The organism is Castellaniella sp. S9 (assembly GCF_027257175.1).
GTDB lineage: Bacteria > Pseudomonadota > Gammaproteobacteria > Burkholderiales > Burkholderiaceae_B > Castellaniella.
The window spans coordinates 73917-93214 of record NZ_JAPFGD010000010.1; the positions used below are offsets into that span (position 1 = coordinate 73917).

General features: G+C 66.5%; 18 protein-coding genes. 10 read left to right on the forward strand and 8 right to left on the reverse strand.

Going from position 1 to position 19298, the window contains the following annotated elements:
* Positions 1–23: 23 nt before the first annotated feature.
* The 3 genes from trpE to rpe all read right to left on the reverse strand — a co-directional run bounded on the left by trpE (position 24) and on the right by rpe (position 3272).
* Positions 24–1544 (reverse strand): anthranilate synthase component I, encoded by a 1521-nt coding sequence (gene trpE, locus OOZ48_RS15880; RefSeq protein WP_269499796.1) that lies wholly within the window; start codon positions 1542–1544, stop codon positions 24–26.
* Positions 1545–1734: 190 nt separating this feature from the next.
* A complete protein-coding gene (locus tag OOZ48_RS15885) occupies positions 1735–2421 on the reverse strand; it encodes a phosphoglycolate phosphatase (protein WP_269499797.1) in 687 nt (228 codons plus the stop codon).
* A gap of 146 nt (positions 2422–2567) precedes the next feature.
* Positions 2568–3272 (reverse strand): ribulose-phosphate 3-epimerase, encoded by a 705-nt coding sequence (gene rpe / locus OOZ48_RS15890; RefSeq protein WP_269499798.1) that lies wholly within the window; start codon positions 3270–3272, stop codon positions 2568–2570.
* Positions 3273–3349: 77 nt separating this feature from the next.
* Between rpe and mltA the strand changes: the two genes are divergently transcribed.
* The 3 genes from mltA (at position 3350) to OOZ48_RS15905 (ending at position 6748) form a co-directional block, all read left to right on the forward strand.
* Positions 3350–4633, forward strand: coding sequence for a murein transglycosylase A (mltA, locus tag OOZ48_RS15895; protein WP_269499799.1), 1284 nt, complete (start codon positions 3350–3352; stop codon positions 4631–4633).
* 67 nt (positions 4634–4700) lie between these two features.
* Positions 4701–5885, forward strand: a complete 1185-nt coding sequence (locus tag OOZ48_RS15900) for an FAD-dependent monooxygenase (RefSeq protein WP_269499800.1) — start codon at positions 4701–4703, stop codon at positions 5883–5885.
* 53 nt (positions 5886–5938) lie between these two features.
* Positions 5939–6748 carry a DsbC family protein gene (locus OOZ48_RS15905; protein WP_269499801.1) on the forward strand — a complete coding sequence of 270 codons (810 nt, stop codon included), beginning with the start codon at positions 5939–5941 and terminating at the stop codon, positions 6746–6748.
* Between the two features lie 42 nt (positions 6749–6790).
* Here the strand turns inward: OOZ48_RS15905 and OOZ48_RS15910 are convergent, their stop codons facing one another.
* Positions 6791–7939, reverse strand: a complete 1149-nt coding sequence (locus tag OOZ48_RS15910; RefSeq protein WP_269499802.1) for an ABC transporter substrate-binding protein — start codon at positions 7937–7939, stop codon at positions 6791–6793.
* Between the two features lie 37 nt (positions 7940–7976).
* Positions 7977–9716, reverse strand: a complete 1740-nt coding sequence (locus OOZ48_RS15915) for a methyl-accepting chemotaxis protein (RefSeq protein ID WP_269499803.1) — start codon at positions 9714–9716, stop codon at positions 7977–7979.
* A gap of 187 nt (positions 9717–9903) precedes the next feature.
* Here OOZ48_RS15915 and OOZ48_RS15920 point away from each other — a divergent pair, with 187 nt between their 5' ends.
* The gene (locus OOZ48_RS15920; RefSeq protein WP_269499804.1) at positions 9904–11355 is read left to right on the forward strand and encodes an aldehyde dehydrogenase; all 1452 of its coding nucleotides are present in this window, start codon (positions 9904–9906) and stop codon (positions 11353–11355) included.
* A 9-nt stretch (positions 11356–11364) separates the two neighbouring features.
* On the opposite strand, the gene OOZ48_RS15925 is transcribed toward OOZ48_RS15920, so the two are convergent.
* Genes OOZ48_RS15925 through OOZ48_RS15935 form a run of 3 tightly spaced genes read right to left on the reverse strand, consistent with a single transcriptional unit; the run spans position 11365 to position 13899 of the window.
* Complete coding sequence (locus tag OOZ48_RS15925) at positions 11365–12120, reverse strand: SDR family oxidoreductase (protein ID WP_269499805.1); 756 nt, start codon at positions 12118–12120, stop codon at positions 11365–11367.
* Positions 12117–13169, reverse strand: a complete 1053-nt coding sequence (gene galE / locus OOZ48_RS15930) for a UDP-glucose 4-epimerase GalE (RefSeq protein ID WP_269499806.1) — start codon at positions 13167–13169, stop codon at positions 12117–12119. Before galE ends, OOZ48_RS15925 begins: the two co-directional genes overlap by 4 nt.
* Before the next feature lie 7 nt (positions 13170–13176).
* Positions 13177–13899, reverse strand: a complete 723-nt coding sequence (locus tag OOZ48_RS15935) for a thiopurine S-methyltransferase (protein ID WP_269499807.1) — start codon at positions 13897–13899, stop codon at positions 13177–13179.
* Positions 13900–14080: 181 nt separating this feature from the next.
* On the opposite strand from OOZ48_RS15935, the gene OOZ48_RS15940 reads away from it, so the two are divergent.
* The 6 genes from OOZ48_RS15940 (at position 14081) to OOZ48_RS15965 (ending at position 19296) form a co-directional block, all read left to right on the forward strand.
* Complete coding sequence (locus OOZ48_RS15940) at positions 14081–14449, forward strand: DUF4168 domain-containing protein (RefSeq protein WP_269499808.1); 369 nt, start codon at positions 14081–14083, stop codon at positions 14447–14449.
* A gap of 77 nt (positions 14450–14526) precedes the next feature.
* Positions 14527–15282: a sulfite exporter TauE/SafE family protein gene (locus tag OOZ48_RS15945; RefSeq protein WP_269499809.1), complete on the forward strand. Its 756-nt coding sequence runs from the start codon at positions 14527–14529 to the stop codon at positions 15280–15282.
* A 195-nt stretch (positions 15283–15477) separates the two neighbouring features.
* Positions 15478–16542 carry a TRAP transporter substrate-binding protein DctP gene (gene dctP / locus OOZ48_RS15950; protein WP_269499810.1) on the forward strand — a complete coding sequence of 355 codons (1065 nt, stop codon included), beginning with the start codon at positions 15478–15480 and terminating at the stop codon, positions 16540–16542.
* 34 nt (positions 16543–16576) lie between these two features.
* The gene (locus tag OOZ48_RS15955; protein WP_269499811.1) at positions 16577–17356 is read left to right on the forward strand and encodes an NAD(P)-binding domain-containing protein; all 780 of its coding nucleotides are present in this window, start codon (positions 16577–16579) and stop codon (positions 17354–17356) included.
* Positions 17357–17458: 102 nt separating this feature from the next.
* Entirely contained in the window at positions 17459–17953 is a 495-nt protein-coding gene (locus OOZ48_RS15960; protein ID WP_269499812.1) for a TRAP transporter small permease subunit, read from the forward strand.
* 50 nt (positions 17954–18003) lie between these two features.
* Complete coding sequence (locus OOZ48_RS15965; protein WP_269499813.1) at positions 18004–19296, forward strand: TRAP transporter large permease; 1293 nt, start codon at positions 18004–18006, stop codon at positions 19294–19296.
* Positions 19297–19298 lie beyond the last annotated feature (2 nt).

Here is a 19298-nt window from a genome sequence, read left to right on the forward strand (position 1 = left end):
CAGGCGCAGCGTGGGGGCTGTCTTCAGATTGGCTCGTCCAGGCCGAATTGCACCTGTTCGGCGGCGCGCAGCATGGCGCGCGCCTTGGCCTCGGTCTCCTGCCATTCTTTCTCGGGATCGGAATCCGCGACGATGCCGGCGGCGGCCTGGACGTACAGCATGCCGTCCTGGATCACGCCGGTCCGGATGGCGATCGCCAGGTCCATCTCGCCGCCATAGCTCAGATAGCCCGCCGCGCCGCCATAGATGCCCCGGCGCACGGGTTCGAGTTCGTCGATCAGTTCCATGGCGCGGACCTTGGGCGCCCCGGTGAGGGTGCCCGCGGGGAAGGTGGCGCGCAGCACGTCCATGTTGCTCATGCCTTCGTTGAGCTCGCCGCGCACGTTCGAGACCAGGTGCATGACGTGTGAATAGCGCTCGATCGTCATGGTGTCGGTGACTTCGACGCTGCCGACCTTGGAGACCCGTCCGATGTCGTTGCGGGCCAGGTCGATCAGCATGACATGCTCGGCGCGCTCTTTCGGGTCGGCCAGCAGCTCCTGTTCGAGGTGCTGGTCTTCTTCGGTGGTGGCGCCGCGCTTGCGGGTGCCCGCCAGGGGGCGGATGGTGACCAGTTCGCGCTCGCGGCCTTGGTCGACGTCCTTTTCCTGGCGCACCAGGATCTCGGGCGAGGCGCCCACGACGTGGAACTTGTCGAAGTTCCAGTAGTACATGTAGGGCGAGGGATTCAGCGAGCGCAGCGCACGGTACAGCGACAGCGGCGCGTCGCGGAAGGGCTTGGCGATGACCTGGCCGACCTGGACCTGCATGAGGTCGCCCGCGGCGATGTAGTCCTTGGCCTTGCGCACAGCGGCCAGGTAGTCGTCCTTCTTGAAGTCGCGCTGGGCCGTGGTCTGCATGCTGGCGTAGGCATAGGGAATGACCACGGGGGTGCGCAGCTTTTCGCGCAGGGTCTTGAGGCGGCGCTTGGCCAGCGCGAAGGCCTCGGCCTGTTGCGGATCGGCGTATACGATCAGGTAGGTGCGGCCGGCCAGGTTGTCGACGATGACGAGCTCGTCGACCTGCATCAGCATGATGTCCGGCGTGCGGTCGTCCTGGCCGGCCGGCCCCGGCTTGACGCTGGGTCCCAGGCGCGGCTCGATGTGGCGCACGGCCTCGTAGCCGAAATAGCCCGCCAGCCCCCCCGCGAAGCGGGGCATGCCGGGCCGCAGGGCGACGCGAAAGCGCGCCTGGTAGGATTCGATGAAGGCCAGCGGGTCGCCCTCGTGGGTCTCGACGACCTGGCCTTGGGTGACGACCTCCGTGATGTTGCCGGTCGCGCGCAGGATGGTCTTGGCGGGCAGGCCGATGAAGGAATAACGGCCGAAGCGCTCGCCGCCCACCACGGATTCCAGCAGGCAGCTGTTGCGCCCGCCCTCGGGGCCCGCGTGCGCCAGCTTCAGATAGATGGCCAACGGCGTGTCCAGGTCCGCGTAGGTCTCGGCGATCAGGGGGATCCGGTTGTAGCCCTGGGCGGCCAGCGCATTGAATTCGATTTCTGTCATGGGACTCTCTGTAGGGTTTGCATACAGGCCGGGACAGGAATCAAAAAAGCCCGGCCGTCGTTCGGATCCGGGCTGTCTGGGATGGGCGGCGCAATGTTGCAAGCGTGCGCCGGGTGATCGCATTACCCGGAATACGGACGCCACCAGCGCCATGCGGCGCCGGTGGTGATCGGGTAATAGCGGATCGTGTTCATGCGTTTTCGGTCAGGGGCGTGGCATCGGCGGCCCATTGGGCGGCCGACACGAGGGAATCCACTATAGCATCCACCGGTAAAGTCTGCACGGGGCGGCCCTCGTTGTAGCCGTAGGGCAGGGCCAGCACGCGGACGCCGGCGGCGTTGGCGGCCTCGGCGTCGTTGATCGAGTCGCCGATGAACAGGGCCTCGCCGGGTTTGACGTCGAGGAGCCGGCAGGCGTGCTGGACGGGCATGGGGTCGGGCTTGCGCCGTTCGCAGGTGTCGCCGCAGACGACGGCATCGAAGAAATGCGCGATGCCGTATTGTTCCAGGAGAGGGCCAGTGAACTCGGTGAGCTTGTTGGTGACGACGGCGAGTTTGGCGCCACTGTCGCGAAAGGCCTGCAGGCCTTCCAGGGCCTCGGGGAAAAGCCGCGCGCGCCGGCCATTGAAGGCGCGGTAGTGATCGCGGTAGCGCGCCATGCCCCGCATGACGGTCTGGACGTCGGCGGGCTGGCCTTCGTGGGACAGCGCGCGAATCACCAGATGCTCGAAGCCCTGGCCCACGTAGGTGGCGAGAATGTCCTCGGCGATGGGGGGCAGGCCCATGTCCTGGCGCATTGCATTGGCAGAGTCGGCCAGGTCGGGGATGGTGTCCAGGATGGTGCCGTCGAGATCGAACAGGATTGCGGTGAATTGCATGGCGAGGGTTGGAGACGAAGTGTTCCGGCCGCGGGCTGAGCCAGCCACGGCATGGAGGTTTGATCTGCAAACGTCATCGTAGCATTTGTTGCAGCGCGAGGCAGTACTGGCACGGCATGGCGGGATGACGCCTGGGCGGCATGGTGTCAGCCGTGCCGCAGTGCATCGCCCTGGGCGATGCCGGCCCGCAGGTCGCTGATCACCCGGGCGTAGTCGGGCTGGCCGAAGATCGCCGAGCCCGCTACGAAGGCATCCGCGCCGGCTGCGCGGATCGCGGCGATGTTGTCGACCTTGACACCGCCGTCCACCTCGAGCGCGATCGCCTGGCCGCCGTCTTCGCGCCAGCGGTCGATGCGCTGCCGCGCCTCGGAGAGCTTGGCCAGCGTGCGGGGGATGAAGGCCTGGCCCCCGTATCCCGGGTTGACCGACATCAACAGCACCAGGTCGAGCTTTTCCATCACGTGATCCATCCAGGCCAGCGGCGTGGCCGGGTTGAAGACGAGGCCGGCCCGGCAGCCCTGGTCGCGGATCAGGGACAACGTGCGGTCGACGTGGCGCGAGGCCTCGGGGTGGAAGCTGATGATGTCGGCCCCCGCCTTGGCGAAGGCGGGGACGAGTTCGTCGACGGGTTCGACCATCAGGTGGACGTCGATGGGCGCGGTCGTGTGGGGGCGCAGGGCGGCACAGACCATGGGGCCCACCGTCAGGTTGGGGACGTAATGGTTGTCCATCACGTCCAGGTGGATCCAGTCGGCGCCCGCGGCGACGACGGCGCGGACCTCTTCGCCCAGGCGGGCGAAGTCCGCCGAGAGCAGGCTGGGCGAGAGACGGGCGGGAGGCAGTTCGGTCATGGTTAAATGGCGTCCGGATATGTCATGATTGTGGCTTGTGCCGTGTCGTGCGGCCATTTTAGAGCACCCGTCTGCCGATGAAGAAAATCCTGCCCGCCCTTGGCATCCTGGCCCTGCTGGCCGCGTGTTCCTCGGTCCCCCTCGAAGAACCCGGCGCGCCCGCGCCCGGCGCCCCTGCCGAGGACATCGCCCTGCGGCCCCTGGTGGTGCCGCCGCTGTCGGCGCTGCCCGAGACGCCCGCCCGCGCCTTGCAGGGCCGGTTCGCGGCGGCCGATTGGTCTGGTCTGCCGGGCTGGCGCGAGGACGACCTGCGGCATGTCTGGAAGGCCTTTCTCAACAACTGCAAGGGCCTGATGCGGCCGGTGGCGGGCACCTTGTCCCAGCCCGCCCGCGCGGCGCCCCGCGTCTGGCAGCCCGTCTGCGAGGCCGCGTCCCGCACGGGGCTTGCGCCCGAGTCGGGGGGCGAATCCGTGCGCGCGTTTCTGCAGGCGCATCTGCGGCCCTGGCGGGTGCTGGATGGGGCCGGGCGGCCGGCCAGCGGCACCGTCACCGGCTATTACGAACCCCTCATCCGGGCCTCGCGCCGGCAGGGGGACGCCTATCAATGGCCCCTGTATGCGCCGCCCGCGGATCTGCTCACCATCGACCTGGGGTCGGTCTATCCCGAGCTCGCCGGCAAGCGCATCCGCGGCAAGCTCGTCGGGCGTCGCGTGGTGCCTTACGACACCCGTGCGCAAATCGCCGCCGATCCGTCGCGCCAGCCGCCGGCGATCGTCTGGGCTGATGACCCGGTCGAGGCCTTTTTCCTGCAAATCCAGGGCTCCGGGCGCGCGCTCCTGCCCGACGGCACGGTGATTCGGCTGGCCTATGCCGACCACAACGGCAGGCCCTATGCCTCGATCGGGCAATGGCTCGCGCGCCAGGGCGAAATGCCGCTGGCCCAGGCCTCCATGCAGAACATCAAGCGCTGGGCGCGCACGCATCCGGATCGCGTCCAGCAGATGCTCAACGTCAACCCGGCGATGGTGTTCTTCAAGGAAGAGCCGGTCGTCGATCCGGAACTCGGACCCAAGGGGGCCTATGGCATCCCCCTGATGGCGCAGCGGGCGATCGCGGTCGATGCCGGCTTCGTGCCCTTGGGATCGCCGGCCTACCTCGCCACTCAGTTGCCTGGGGGCGCGGGACCCTTGCGCCGGCTGGTGTTTGCCCAGGATACGGGCGCTGCGATCCGCGGTGCGGCGCGCGCGGACTTTTACTGGGGATTCGGCGACGAGGCGGGGCAGCAAGCCGGTCGCATGAAGCAGGCCGGCCAGATGTGGGTCCTGTGGCCCGCGGCGGCGGGCGCGCCGACTGCGCGCTGAATCCGTCGGCGGGGACGGCGCGCGGCCCGTGCCCGCCGACGGCGCGGCGCGTTAATATAGCCTGATCATGAAAAAGGAATCCATCATCGTCTGCGGAACCGGGATCGCGGGGCTCGCCTGCGCCCTGGGTCTTGCGCGCGAAGGCCATTCGGCCAGCCTGCTGGGCCCGCGCCATGAGCCGCCGCGCCAGGATCCCGATACCTACCATCCCCGGGTCTATGCCTTGTCGCCCGCCAGCCAGGCGCTGCTGCAGCGCCTGGGCGCCTGGCGCCTGATGGATGCCGCGCGGATCACGCCGGTCGAGGCCATGGAGGTCTATGGCGACGGCGGCGGCGCGCTGGATCTGTCCGCCTGGCAGGACGCCCGCGACACCCTGGCGTGGATCGTCGAGTCCGGCGAGATCGAGCGCGCCTTGCAGCAGCTCGTCCACGTCATCGGCGTGCCCTGGTTCGAGGATGGGTTCGAAGGCTTGGAGGCCCTGCAGGCTGGGGTGCGCATCCGCACGAGCGGCGGCAAGGTGATGCAGGCCGGGCTGCTGGTGGGTGCCGACGGCGCGCGTTCGCGCGTGCGCGAGGCCGCCGGCATCCATCATCGCTACACGCCGTACGGCGACATGGGCGTGGTCGCCCACCTCGATGCCGAGATCCCCCATCAGGGCAAGGCCCTGCAATGGTTCACCGGCGACAGCGTGCTGGCCCTGCTGCCCATGCCCGATACGGCCGACGGCCCGCAGGTGTCCATGGTCTGGTCGCTGCCCGAGGGCCGCGCGCGCGAGTTCCTTGCGCTGGACGCCGAGGCCCGGCAGGCCTTTCTCGCCGGCCGGCTGCTGGCCATCACCGGCGCGCGCCTGGGCCGCTTGCGCATGCGCAGCCAGCCCCACGGATTTCCGCTCAGCCTCGAACGCACGGGTATGGTCGGGTCGGCGGTCGCCCTGGTAGGCGATGCCGCCCATCGTGTACACCCCCTGGCGGGCCAGGGGCTGAACCTGGGCCTGGGCGACGTCGAGGCGCTGATCGAGATCCTGCGCGCGCGCGAGCCTTTCCGCGCGGTGGGCGAGCCGCGGGTGCTGGCCCGCTACCGGCGCGTGCGCGCCGAGCCGGTCCTGGCAATGGGGCTGGTGACCGACGGCCTGCATCGCCTGTTCGGCGCCGAATGCACGCCGGTTGCGTGGGCGCGCAACGAAGGCATGCGACTGGTCGACCGCCTTCCCTTCATCAAGCGCCGCCTGATCCGCGCAGCCGCGGGCCGGTAGGGCCGCCCTCCATCGTTTAGCGTCGCCCCCCATCGTTTTCACTGAGGTTCATCATGCGAGTTTCTTTCTTGTTGCCGGCCGTGCTGCTGGCGTTCAGCGCGCAGGCCGCGGCGCAGTCGGCCGACCAGGTGACCCGCACCCAGGATGCGCAGGCATCGACCGAGGCGGCATCACAGCGTTCGGGGGACAAGGTCCTGAGCACGGCCGCTCTCGAACCCGCCGAGGCGCAGTCGGTCCGTCAGCATTTCGAGGCGCGGTTCCCGGGCATCCAGGTGACCCTGGTGCGCGCCACCCCCCTGGCCGGAATATACGAGGTCCAGGTGGGCATGGACCTGCTCTATACCGATGCCGATGCCAACTATGTGCTGCAGGGCTCGCTGATCGATGCCCGGGCGCGCAGGGACCTGACGGCCGAGCGTGTCGAGGTGCTGCAGCAGGTGGCTTTCGACAGCCTGCCGCTGGACAAGGCGATCAAGCAGGTCAAGGGCGACGGTTCGCGGCAGGTCGCGGTGTTCGAGGATCCGAATTGCGGCTATTGCAAGCAGCTGCACCGGACATTGCGCGACGTGGACGATGTGACGGTCTATACCTTCCTGTTCCCGATCCTCGCGCCCGACTCGACGACCAAGGCGCGCGACATCTGGTGCGCCGACGATCCGGCGCAGGCCTGGAAGGATTGGATGCTGGATGGCAAGGTCCCGGCCACGGCGCAGTGCGAGACGCCCATCCGGGAAACCCTCGCCCTGGGCCGCAAACTCAATGTCCAGGGCACACCCGCCTTGTTCTTTGCGGACGGGTCGCGGATCAACGGTGCGCTGCCGCTGGCGGCCCTGCAAAAGAAACTCGACGCGCTGGGCGGCTGAGGCCGCCCGCACGGCGACCGGGCGGCACCGCCCGGCCCGCCATCATTTCAGCAGCGTCCAGGCCCCGTTCTTGACGGTGATGAGCTCGCGGCCGCGCTCGTCGAATCCGCTGTGATCCTCGGGGCTCATGTTGTAGACGCCCTGCGTGGCCACCAGTTCGCGGGTGTGCTCCAGCGCATCGCGCAGGGCGGCGCGGAATTCCGGGGTGCCCGGTTGAGCGGACCGGGCCGCGATCGGGAGAGCGTGCTGCAGCAGCAGGCCGGCGTCATACACGTTGGCGCCGAAGGTCGCGGGGCGTTCGCCGTACATCGCCTCGTAGCGCTGGATGTAGTCCTGCGCGATGGCCTTGGACGGGTTGCTGTCGGGCACCTCGGGCAGCACCAGCATCAGGCCGGCAGCGAGGATGGTGCCTTCGACCGCCTGGCCGCCGAGTTTCAGGAAGGCCGGCAGCGCGGCGCCGTGCGTCTGGTAGAACAGGCCCTGGTAGCCCTGTTGCTTGAGTGTGGTCTGCGGCAGCGCGGCCGCCGCCCCCGTGCCCGCGACGAGGATGGCGTCGGGCCGGGCGGCGAGCAGCTTCAGCGCCTGTCCCGTGACCGAGCTGTCCGAGCGCTGATAGCGCTCGGAGGCGATCAGATCCAGGTGGTTCCGGGCGGCGAGCGCGCTGAACACCCGATGCCAGTCGTCGCCGTAGGCATCGCCGAAACCGATGAAACCGACGGTCTTGATGCCGCGGCGGACCATGTCCTCGACCAGCGCCCGGGCGATGATGTCGGTGTTCTGCGTGGTCTTGAACGCCCATTTCTTTTGATCGTCCATCGGCAGCACGATGGAGGCGGCGCCCACGGGCGCCAGCATCGGCGTGCCGGATTCCGCGGCGAACTGCAGCACGCTCATGGAGTTGGGCGAACCGGTCGGCCCGATCAAGGCGTCGACCTTGTCCTCGTTGATGAGTTTCTTGAACGCCGTGACCGTTTGCGTCGGATCGCTGGCATCGTCCAGGGCGATGTACTGGATATCCAGGTCGCCGGCCTTGGTGGGCAGCAGCGGCACGGTGTTCTTTTGGGGGATGCCGACCAGGGCGGTGGGCCCGGTGGCCGAGGCGACCACGCCGACCTTGACCTGTGCGAGGGCCGGCTGGATGCCGAGGGCGCCCAGCAGGGCGAGGGCGATGACGAGGTGTCGAGCAGCCACGGTGTTCTCCGGGAAAGGGCACGTGACTGGATTGTAATCAGAATTCCGTCCATTCTTCCGTCGAAGGCGCCGGGGCGCGCAGGGCGACCGGCGGCTGCGCCTTGGCAGGTGCGGCGGGCGCGGGCTTGGGGCGCTGCGGCGGCGGGCTGACGACTTTCTCGGGTGGGGTGGGCAGGCGCGCGGGCTGGGCGGCGGCGGCCGGGTCGGCGGGTTCGGCCTGGGCGGTCGGCCCCGCGGCCTGGCCGCTGAGATGGAAGGTGGCCACCAGCCGCGCCAGCGCGTCGGCCTGCTCCTGCAGGCTGGTGGCCGCCGCGGCGGATTGCTCGACCAGGCTCGCGTTCTGGCGCGTGACGTCGTCCATTTGGGTGACGGCCGCGTTGACCTCCTCGATGCCGGTGGTCTGCTCGCGGTTGGCCGCGCTGATCTCGCCCATGATATCGGTGACGCGGTTGATGCCCGCCACCACCTCCTCCATGGTCTTGCCGGCCTGGGCGGCCTGCTCGTTGCCCGCGGCGGTGGCCGAGACCGAAGCGTCGATCAGCGCCTTGATTTCCTTGGCCGCCGAGGCGCTGCGCTGGGCCAGCGCCCGCACCTCGGAGGCCACCACGGCGAAGCCGCGGCCTTGCTCGCCGGCGCGCGCGGCCTCGACAGCGGCATTCAATGCCAGGATGTTGGTCTGGAAGGCGATGCTGTCGATCACGCCGATGATGTCGGCGACCTGCTGGGAGGTGGTGTTGATCTGGGCCATGGTCTTGACGACCTGGGCGACGACGCTGCCGCCCTCGGTGGCGATGTGCGAGGCCGAGCTGGCCAGGGTGTTGGCCTGCTGGGCGTTGTCGGCGTTCTGGCGCACGGTGGCGGTGAGTTCCTCCATGGTGGCGGCGGTCTGGGCCAGGGAGCTGGCCTGCTGCTCGGTGCGCGAGGACAGATCCAGGTTGCCGGAGGTGATCTGGGCGGCGGCCGAGGCGATGGAGTTGGCGCCGCTGCGCACCTCGCCGACGGTGTCGTTGAGACCGCGCACCATGCTGCGCAGGGCGTGTTCGAGGCTGGCCAATTCATCCTTGCCCCGGGGGTCGACGTGCTGGTCGAGGTTGCGCTTGGCCACGGCCTCGGCCACGCCCACGGCATGGTGCAGGGGCCGGGTGATCGAGCGTGTCACGCGCCAGGCGAACAGCGGCCCCAGCAGCAGCGCCAGCAGCGTGGCGGCGCCCAGGATGATCATGCCCAGGCGGTTGGCTTCCTGCGAGGTGAGGAACAATTCGTGGACGTATCGGTTCTGGAACGCGCTGAGCTTGTCGATCTCGGTGATGTACTGCTGGGTGAGCAGGGGCATTTCCTTGTTGAAGAAAGTGTCCGCCTTGGCGTATTCCCCGTGGTCGAGATTTTCGAAGGCCTGTGTCCGCCCCTCGACATAGGTATTCTGGGTCTGGAGGACCTGCTGGTAGAGGGCGGCCGCCTCGGGCTGCTGGAGCAGGGGTTCGAGTTCTTTGCGGATTTGCGCGCCCCGTTCGTCGGACGTCTGCAGGCCTTGCTTGAACACGGCCAGCACGTCGGGGTTGGTCAGGTTGGCCGCGGCCAGGGCCTGGTTGGCGTTGACCTCGACCTGGCGCGCCCATTGCAGGATCAGTGCGTTGGCCTTCTGGCGGCCCTCCAGGTTCACGTTGGATGCGGTGCCGTCCATCATGCGCCACAATCCGATGCCGGACATGATGACGAGCAAAATGATGATGAATCCGAAGCCCAGCGCGAGCCGGGTACCGATCTTGATGTTCCTCATGTCATCCTCGTGGAGTGGGTCGGCCTGTTGCCTCCACGGGTCAACGGCACCCCGCGGCCGTTCTTTATGCATGAACGATGAACTTTCCGCGAACGCCTCGGGTGGCGCTCCGGGCACGGACGAGCGGCGCGGGTCGGAATTGATGTAGGCTGGTGCCGGGTTTCCCTTCATTGTCCAGGAGTACGCCATGGGTACGATTTCATTATTGATCGGCGGCCAAGGCCGCCAGGCCGCCGGAGGCGGGACCTTCGAGCGGCGCAATCCCCTCGATGGCGCCGTGGCCACCACGGCGCCGGCCGCCACGCCAGCGGATGCCCGCGCCGCGGTCGAGGCCGCGGCCGCCGCCTTTGTCGAGTGGTCCCGCACCGGGCCGGGGCGGCGGCGCGACCTGCTCGCCCGCGCCGCCGACGCCCTCGAGGCCAAGTCGTCGGCTTTTGCCGATGCCATGGCGGCCGAGACCGGCGCCTCGGCCATGTGGGCGGGTTTCAACGTCCAGCTGGCCGCCGGCATGCTGCGCGAGGCCGCGGGCCTGACCACGCAGGTCGGCGGCGAGGTGATTCCTTCGGACGTGCCCGGCAATCTGGCCATGGGGCTGCGCGTGCCCGCCGGCGTGGTGGTCGGCATGGCGCCGTGGAACGCGCCCGTCATCCTGGGCGTGCGCGCCGTCGCGGCGCCGCTGGCTTGCGGCAATACCGTGGTGCTGAAAGGCTCGGAAATGTGCCCGGCCACGCATGGCCTGATCATCGAGGCCCTGCAAGAGGCCGGCCTGCCCGACGGAGTGGTGAACTTCATCACCAATGCGCCCTCGGATGCGGCGGCGGTGGTCGAAGCCCTGGTCGCGCATCCGGCGACGCGCCGCGTGAATTTCACCGGCTCGACCCGGGTCGGGCGGATCATCGCCAAGCTGTGCGCCGAGCATCTCAAGCCCGTCGTGCTCGAACTGGGCGGCAAGGCGCCGCTGGTGGTGCTGGATGATGCCGACCTGGACGTCGCCGTCAATGCCGCCGCCTTCGGGGCCTTCGCCAACTCGGGGCAGATCTGCATGTCGACCGAGCGCATCATCGTCGACGAACGCATCGCCGATGCCTTCGTGGCGCGCCTGGCCGAAAAGGCCAGCGCACTGCCGGTGGGGGATCCGCGTCAGGGGCCGGTCGTGCTGGGATCAGTGGTGGACATGGCCACCGTGCATCGCTGCAACGAGATGATCGACGATGCACTGGCCAAGGGCGCCACGCTGTTGTGCGGCGGCAAGTCCGACGACACGCTGATGCCGGCGACGCTGCTGGACCGTGTCACGGCGGACATGCGGATCTATGGCGAGGAGACCTTCGCCCCGGTCAAGGCCATCGTGCGCGTGGCGGACGAGGACGCGGCGGTCGCCTGCGCCAACGACAGCGCCTATGGCCTGTCGGCCGCGGTGATCGGCGCGGACGTGGCGCGGGCCCTGCGCGTGGCCGGCCGGGTGCAGTCGGGCATCTGCCACGTCAATGGCCCCACGGTCCACGACGAGCCGCAGATGCCGTTCGGCGGCGTCAAGGACAGCGGGTATGGCCGCTTTGGCGGCAAGGCCGGCATCGAGGCCTTTACCGAATTGCGCTGGGTCACGGTCCAGACCTCGCCGCGCGAGTATCCTTTTTAAGGCGAGGCCTCACGCGGTGCGCCCGCCGTCCACCGGCAATTCGACGCCGGTCACCATCGAGGCCGCGTCCGAGGCCAGGTAGACCGCCGCGCCGGCGATGTCCGCGGCGGTGGACAGGCGCCCCAGCGGAATCGTCGCCAGGAAGCGTTCACGGTTTTCGGGGGTGTCGGGCATGCCCATGAAGGCCTCGGTGAGGCCTGTGGCGCCCAGCACGGGCAGGATGGCGTTGACCCGGATGCGATCCGGGCCCAGTTCCAGGGCCATGGACCGGGTCAAGGTGTTGACCGCGCCTTTGGTGCCGTTGTACCAGGTGAGGCCCGGCCGCGGGCGGATGCCGGCCGTCGAGCTGACGTTGATGATGCAGCCGCCCGTGCCGCGCGCCCGCAGGCGCGGAACCAGCGCGCGTGCCGTCAGGTAGATCGATTTGACGTTCACGGCGTAGATCCGGTCGAAGGTGTCCTCGTCCACGTCCAGCATGGGCTGGTTGCGATGGGTGATGCCCGCATTGTTGACCAGGATGTCGGGCGTGCCGAAGGATCGCACGGCATCCTCGATCATGCGGTCGACCTCGTCGGCCCGGCTGACGTCGCACAACAGGGGCAGGGCTTGTTCCTCGAGTTCGTCGGCGATGCGCCGGATGCCCTCGGGGCGTATGTCGGCCAGCACCACGTGCGCGCCTTCGCGCGCAAAGGCGCGGGCGATGCCTTCGCCGAAGCCGCTGCCGGCGCCGGTGACGATTGCGATTCTTCCTTGCAACAGGCTCATGATGGCTCCTGGCTTGTGGATGTGGGTTCGTCGTCCTTGGGATAGCCGGTCGGATGACGGGATTGCCAGCGCCAGGCGTCCTCCATCATCCGGTCCAGGCCGAGCCCCGCCCGCCAGCCCAGTTCGCGCCCGGCCTTGGCGGGATCCGACCAGCACTGGGCCACGTCGCCGGGCCGGCGCGGGGCGATCTCGTAGGGCACGGGCCGCCCCGAGGCGCGCTCGAAGGCCTCGATCATCTGCAGCACCGAATAACCCGTGCCGGTTCCGAGGTTCCAGGCGTGGATGCCGGGATGCGCGGCGAGGAAGTCCAGGGCGGCGACGTGGCCGCGCGCCAGGTCGACCACATGGATGTAGTCGCGCACGCCCGTGCCGTCGGGCGTGGGGTAGTCGTCGCCGAACACGGCGAGGCGCTCGAGCCGGCCGACGGCGACCTGGGCGATGTAGGGCAGCAGGTTGTTGGGAATACCTTCGGGATCCTCGCCGATCAGGCCGCTGGGATGGGCGCCCACCGGATTGAAGTAGCGCAGCAGCGCGATCGACCAGCGTGGGTCGGAGGCCGCCAGGTCGCGCAGCAGGTCCTCGACCATGCGCTTGGATTGGCCATAGGGATTGGTCGGGACGCCGATCGGGCAGGCCTCGGAGATCGGCATCCGGGCGGGATCGCCGTAGACGGTCGCCGACGAACTGAATGCGAGGCGGTAAACCCCGGCGCGCGCCATGGCCTGGCACAGCGCGATGCTGCCGCCGACGTTGTTGTCATAGTAGTCCAGGGGACGGCGGACGCTCTCGCCCACGGCCTTGAGGCCGGCGAAATGCACGACCGCCTCGATCGGGTGCTGGGCGAAGATGCGGTCCAGCAGGCGCGCGTCGCGCACGTCGCCCTCGACCAGTTGCGGCGTGCGGCCGGTGATCCGGGCCACGCGCCGCAGGGAGGCCCGTGAACTGTTGGCGAGGTTGTCCAGCACGATGGTTTCGTGCCCCGCCTCCAGGAGTTCGACGACGGTGTGCGAGCCGATGTAGCCGGCGCCGCCAGTGATGAGCAATGCCATGGGGATATCAAGGAAAGGGAGGGACCGCCGTGTGGGCGGCGTGGGACCCGGCCGCGCGGCCGGCCGATGGTGTGCGCTGGGCGGTCAGCCGATAGACCGACGTATCCAGGCGATCGAGCCCCCGTTCGGCAAAGCGCGGTTCTTGTTCGAGAATGCTGCGGGTCTCGAGCCTGTCGATGCGCCAGTCCGGCGTGTACAGTCGATGGACTTCGTCCTCGCCGACGGCAAACGGCGGGCCGTCCATCCGGGCCTGCGCGTAATCCAGCGTCAGCAGCAGCCCGCGGCAGCCGTTCGGCAGGCCGCCATAGACATGGTCGGCGTAGTGCCGCCGCATGTCGGAGGGCAGCGCAATCAGCGCCGCCCGGTCGTAGCAGCCGCCGCATTCGGCCAGGGTCGCGGCATCCAGGTCGAAGACATCGCCGCAGATGAACTCGATGCGTCCGGCGCTGTAGTGGCGCCCCAGCACGGAATCGCGAATCGAGGGCGCCAGCCTCTGTTCGGCAAAGAATTGTTCGACGGCGATCGCCGAGATTTCGATGGCCAGCACGTGATGGCCTTGCTGGGCCAGCCAGGCCACGTCCAGGGATTTTCCGGCCAGCGGGACCAGTACGCGGCTGTCCGCCGGCAGGCCCAGCGCGGGCCAGTGCTTTTGCAGCAGCGGCATGACCCGGGACTGGTGAAAGCCGATCTGGCCTTGGTGCCAGCGCTGCTGCCAGAACTCCTTGTCCATCCCATGCCCCGTCCGGAAGTGTCGATCCATGCAGTGTAGCCCTCGGCCGCGGCCTTGTCCCGAGCCTGCGGCCGTGGCATGCCGATACAGGATCACACACAGCGAAACTTGAGACGGGGGTGTGCCTGAACCATCATGGAAGCATTGTCAATCTGCCTCAGGAGGTGTCATGAACCAGGGCATGAAAGCATTTCTGGGCGCTTCGGTGATTGCGTTGGGTCTGGCCGGCCCGATCGCCGTGGCGCAGGATGGGGTCGGCGCGAGCACCGCCGCGACCCAGGATGTCATCGACCGGCCGACCGACGACCAGCTGCGTCGCTATGCGGGCGCGGTCAAGAAGGTCAGCGCCGTGGCCGCCGAGTATCAACCGCAGTTGCAGGCCGCTACGACCGAGCCGGAACGCCAGGCGGTGCGTGCCGAGGCGGACCGGCACATGGTGGCTCAGGTCGAGGCCGACGGCATGAGTGTCGACGAATACAACGGAATCAGCCGCGCCGTCCAGCGCGATCCGGAACTGCGCAAGAAGGTCGAATACCTGGTCAACCAGTAGGTCGCCCGCCCCGGGGGCGGGCACCCCGGGGATTTCGGGCTACGATGGCGGCTTGATCGACTCGTGCCGCCTGTCCGATGCTGCCCGTCCTGGACCCTCTGTTTTATCTGCTGGCCGTGCCGGCTGTGCTGCTGGCGGGCATATCCAAGGGCGGCTTTGCCGGCGGCCTGGGCATGCTGGCCGTGCCGTTGATGGCCCTGGTGATCTCGCCGATGCAGGCGGCCGGCATCATGCTGCCCATTCTGTGCGTCATGGATGTCACGGGATTTCGCATCTGGGCCCATCGCTGTGATCGCGCCTTGCTGCTGCGCCTGCTGCCCGGCGCGCTCATCGGGATCCTGCTCGGTTCGCTGAGCTTTCATTTCGTCAGCGAGGCCATGCTCAAGCTGATGGTGGGCGGGCTGGCCCTGGCATTCACCCTGAACCATTGGCTCAAGGGCCGCCTGCGGGCGCCGCTGCGCCTGCCCGATGCGGCCAGCGCGACGATCTGGTCCGGGCTGTCCGGGTTCACGAGCTTCATGGCCCATGCGGGCGGGCCGCCCATCATGATCTACCTGTTGCCGCGCGGGCTCGATCGCGCCGTGCTGGTGGGCACCGCGACGATCTACTTCGCGGTGGTCAATTACGCCAAGCTGCTGCCCTACGCCCTGCTGGGTGAACTGGACGTGCGCAACCTGTCCACCTCGCTGGTGCTCGCGCCGCTGGCTGTGGTGGGGGTCAAGCTCGGCGCCTGGCTGCATGAGCGCATGGATCCCCAGGTTTTCTTCCGCGTCCTGTATGCCTTCCTGTTCCTGACCGGCATCAAGCTGTGCTGGGACGGCCTCGGCTTTTAGGGCGCGCCTGCCCGTTTTCAAAACACGGATGACGCTCGCGACGCGGGCTAGGTGTTTATACCTAATATGTTGTACATATATTTCCAATATGCTAGTCTGAATCGACGCCGGCCATGGTCTGTGCTCGGTGCAGTAGGGCGTTCTCAGTCATAAAAGAATTTTTGAAGAATTGAAAAATCCGAAAGGGAGAAAACGATGAAAATCAAGCAGTCGTTTCGTTTGACCGGCATTGCGGCCACCTTGTTTCTGGCGACGGGCCTGTACTCTGGCAGCGCGGTGTCCCAGGAAGTGAACTGGCGCGCCGTGAGCCACCAACTGCCGGGGACCGCCCGCTTCGATGGCACGGTCAAGCCGTTTGCCGAATGCGTCAGCGCGGCATCCGGCGGCCGGATGAACATCCAGGTCTTCGGCGGCGGCGTGCTGCATCCGGTCAGCGAAAGCCTGGACGCCGTGCGCAATGGGGTCGTGCAAATGGGGATGATCTGGTCCGGATACTGGGCGGGCAAGAACCCCGTCTTTGCCCTGGCCGGCAGCCGCCCGGGCGATCCCATCAATTCGTTCAGCGAAAACTTCTATCGCGCCGAAAAGCTCGAGCCCATCGTCGCAGCCGCCTATGAAAAGGAAGGCGTCAAGAGCCTGGGTGCGTTCGACTTCGGTCCGGCTGAAATACTGAACTCCGTGGTCGAAGTGCGCAGCCTGGAGGACTTCAAGGGCAAGAAGGTTCGCGCGGGTGGCATCGGCGCCAGCTACTACACGGCGCTGGGCGCCTCGGCGGTCACCCTCACGGGGACCGAGATTTACCAGGCGCTGCAGCTCGGCACCGTCGACATGGCCGAATACAATGACTGGCTCGTCAACAAAGAGATGGGCTTCCATGAGGTCAGCAAGTACGTCATCGAGCCCGTCCTGCATACCGGTGCCACCGATGACAAAGAGCTGATCGTCAATCCCGATGCCTGGGAGAAGCTGCCCGATGATCTCAGGGGCGTGGTCTACGCCTGCAGGGACCAGGCACGGTACCTGTCTGCGATCAATTATGACATCGGCAATCAAAAGGCCAAGAACGAATGGCTTGCGGGTGGTGTACAGATCATCCAGCTGCCCGAGGCCGACGTGCTGGAAGCGCGCAAGATCGGCGCCAAGGTCATGCTTGAGTTCGCTCAAAAGAGCCCCGAGGCGGCCGAATACCTCAAGACCTATGCCCAAGTCCTGACTGATCTTGGCTATACGGAACTGGCGGAAACCTTGACCGCCAAGTAAGGTTGGATCTTTTGGGTAGCGCAAGGGAGCTTATATGACTGAAATCACGGTAGGCATACTGGGAATCGGCCGGCTGGGGGAGGCGCTGGCAAAGGCGGTCCTCCTGCACCCGGGGATAAGCTCCCTTCGCGTCAGCCGGCGAAATGCCGGGCGAGTGGAAAATCTGGTCAAGCAGGACTCGCGCGTCCAGCCGACCGATCCGGAACAGATGATCGACGAGTGCGATTATGTGATCCTTGCCTTGCTGCCCGATGTGGCGCGCCAACTGCTGCCGACCCTCAAATTCGAGGCGCGGCATCACATCATCAGCGCCATCGCCGAAATCAGCCACACGGAACTCCAGGCGCTGACCCAAGGCGCCGGTAGTGTGTGCCGCTTGCTGGCCCTGCCGGCTATCGCGGGCGGACAACAAACCTTGCCCATGTATCCCCACAGCGCATCGGCGGAGTTGCTGTTCGGACAACACAACCATCTGTTTCCAACCTCAAGCGAAAAAGAGTTCCTGACGCTCTGGTCGACCACCGGGATCTTGTCCGCCGTCATGATGGTCGGGAAGGTTGCCGCAGACTGGATGGCCGCCGCCGGCATCGATCCGAAACGGGCGGATAGCTACGCCAGAATACTATTCTCGGAGGTTTACGGGGCGACCGCGGATGGGATCGACCATGGCATCGAGCACGTGTCGACCCCGGGCGGCTTGAATGCCATGACCTACCAGTATCTAAAGGACACTGGCTGCGAGGGTCATGTGAGGGACAACCTCCAGAACATTTTCAATCGCTTGCTTGCAAACAACAAGATCACGCCTGAGTAAACGGGTCTGCGCAACGGCCCGCAGACAGCCTTTCCGGTTCAAATTCGTCACGAAGTTTCGACGCGCGTGCTTTAGGCGCACTTTCTAAAGACAGGCATCCAAATGAATAAATTCATCCAAGCGGTCGACGGTCTGTCGGAATATTCCGGGCGGATTGTCGCGTATCTGATCATCCCCCTGATCCTGACGATCGTCTATTCAACCCTGATCAGGTTTTTTTTCAATATCGTGGTGGACTGGGCGTTTGAAATGTCCATGTTCATGAACGGCATCATGGTCATGGTGGGCGGCGCGTACACTTTGAAGTACAAGGCGCACGTGAGGGTCGACGTGATCACGCATTATCTGGGGCCGGCCATGAACCGGCGCCTGGACATCCTCAGTTTCGTCATCATCATCGCCGTCTGCCTCGTGCTGACCTATTTTGGCGGCAAGGCGGCCTGGGCCTCGACCCTCAGGCTTGAATACTCGTCCCTGCAAACCCCATTCAACCCCCAGATCTGGTGGTACAAGTGGTTCATTCCATTCTCCGCCAGCTTGCTGGCCCTGCAGGCGCTGGTCGAGTGCATGCGGACGATCAAGAGTAAAGACCAATAAGGCACCTGGGGGAATTTTCAGCTATGGATGGCAATACGATTTCATTGTTCATGTTCGTGGCACTGCTCGGGGTGCTGGTTCTGGGCATGCATATTTCTTTCGGCCTGTATGCGGTGGCGATAGGCTTCACCTATTTTCTGTGGGGCACTCCGGCCCTGAATACGACGATCATGTCGATATGGGGGATGATGAATAACTTCCCGCTCGTCGCCGTGCCGCTGTTCATATTCATGGCAATGATCATGGAGAAATCCGACCTCGTCGCCGACATGTACGATTGTTTTTACAAGTGGTCGGGATCCGCATTCAGGGGGGGCTTGGCGATTGCGACGATCTTTGCCGGCGCCCTGATCGGCGCGGTATCGGGTGTCGTCGCCGCCGGCGTGATCGGCCTGGGTGTCATTGCCTTGCCGCAGATGGCCAAATACGGCTACGACCGCGGCGTCAACATGGGCTCGATCCTGGCGGGCGGCACGTTGGGCCAGATCATACCGCCGTCGCTGGTCATGATCATCTATTGCGCCGTCAGCAACGTGTCGGTGGGCAAGCTGTTTGCCGCGGGCGTCAGCGCCGGCCTGCTGCTGGTGGCCTTGTTCAGCATCTATATCCTGGTTCGCGCCTATATACAAAAGGACTTTTGCCCCGCGCTGCCCGCTGACAAGACGGTGAGCTGGAAGGAAAAATTCATCTCGCTGCGTGTCCTGATCCTGCCGGGCATCCTGATCGTGGGAACCGTGGGCTCCATTCTGTCCGGCATGGCGACCCCGACGGAAGGGGCGGGCTTCGGGGCGTTCGGCGCCGTCTTGTTCAGCATCATCACCGGGCGCTTCAAGTTTCGCATGCTCAGGGACACCATGTTCGAGACGCTCAAGGTGTCCAGCATGATCGCCTGGATGGTGGGGGGCGCCGCCAGCTTCAGTTCCGTGTTCGCGGGCATCGGCGGCAATCAGGTCATCACCAATATGGCCATGAACATGCCGGGCGGCAAATGGGGTGTCTTGCTGCTCTTTGTGGCCTTTATATTCGTGCTGGGCATGTTCCTGGAAACCATGGCGATCATCCTGCTGGCGGCGCCCATCGTGTCTCCCATTATTGTGCAGCTTGGGTTCGATCCTCTGTGGTGGGCCATCATTTTCATGACACTGCTGCAGGCGGCCTATCTGACGCCGCCATTCGGCCTGTCGCTGTTCTATCTCAAGGGCGTCACGCCGCCGGACATTCGCCTTGCGGATATTTATACGGCGTCCCTCCCATTTGTCGCCATGCAGATGGTCGGTGTGGCCTTGATCATCCTCTTTCCGGTCATGGGGCTGTGGCTGCCATGGATGCTGTACGGGCAGTAGCC

Bases quoted from the DNA above. Each gene is read 5' to 3' on its own strand.
- OOZ48_RS15960 (WP_269499812.1), top strand. From the start codon at position 17,459: ATGAATAAATTCATCCAAGCGGTCGACGGTCTGTCGGAATATTCCGGG.
- OOZ48_RS15905 (WP_269499801.1), top strand. From the start codon at position 5,939: ATGCGAGTTTCTTTCTTGTTGCCGGCCGTGCTGCTGGCGTTCAGCGCG.
- trpE (WP_269499796.1), bottom strand. From the start codon at position 1,544: ATGACAGAAATCGAATTCAATGCGCTGGCCGCCCAGGGCTACAACCGG.
- mltA (WP_269499799.1), top strand. From the start codon at position 3,350: ATGAAGAAAATCCTGCCCGCCCTTGGCATCCTGGCCCTGCTGGCCGCG.
- OOZ48_RS15955 (WP_269499811.1), top strand. From the start codon at position 16,577: ATGACTGAAATCACGGTAGGCATACTGGGAATCGGCCGGCTGGGGGAG.
- OOZ48_RS15900 (WP_269499800.1), top strand. From the start codon at position 4,701: ATGAAAAAGGAATCCATCATCGTCTGCGGAACCGGGATCGCGGGGCTC.
- OOZ48_RS15915 (WP_269499803.1), bottom strand. From the start codon at position 9,716: ATGAGGAACATCAAGATCGGTACCCGGCTCGCGCTGGGCTTCGGATTC.
- dctP (WP_269499810.1), top strand. From the start codon at position 15,478: ATGAAAATCAAGCAGTCGTTTCGTTTGACCGGCATTGCGGCCACCTTG.
- OOZ48_RS15920 (WP_269499804.1), top strand. From the start codon at position 9,904: ATGGGTACGATTTCATTATTGATCGGCGGCCAAGGCCGCCAGGCCGCC.
- OOZ48_RS15965 (WP_269499813.1), top strand. From the start codon at position 18,004: ATGTTCGTGGCACTGCTCGGGGTGCTGGTTCTGGGCATGCATATTTCT.
- OOZ48_RS15935 (WP_269499807.1), bottom strand. From the start codon at position 13,899: ATGGACAAGGAGTTCTGGCAGCAGCGCTGGCACCAAGGCCAGATCGGC.
- OOZ48_RS15945 (WP_269499809.1), top strand. From the start codon at position 14,527: ATGCTGCCCGTCCTGGACCCTCTGTTTTATCTGCTGGCCGTGCCGGCT.
- OOZ48_RS15925 (WP_269499805.1), bottom strand. From the start codon at position 12,120: ATGAGCCTGTTGCAAGGAAGAATCGCAATCGTCACCGGCGCCGGCAGC.
- OOZ48_RS15885 (WP_269499797.1), bottom strand. From the start codon at position 2,421: ATGCAATTCACCGCAATCCTGTTCGATCTCGACGGCACCATCCTGGAC.
- rpe (WP_269499798.1), bottom strand. From the start codon at position 3,272: ATGACCGAACTGCCTCCCGCCCGTCTCTCGCCCAGCCTGCTCTCGGCG.
- OOZ48_RS15940 (WP_269499808.1), top strand. From the start codon at position 14,081: ATGAAAGCATTTCTGGGCGCTTCGGTGATTGCGTTGGGTCTGGCCGGC.
- galE (WP_269499806.1), bottom strand. From the start codon at position 13,169: ATGGCATTGCTCATCACTGGCGGCGCCGGCTACATCGGCTCGCACACC.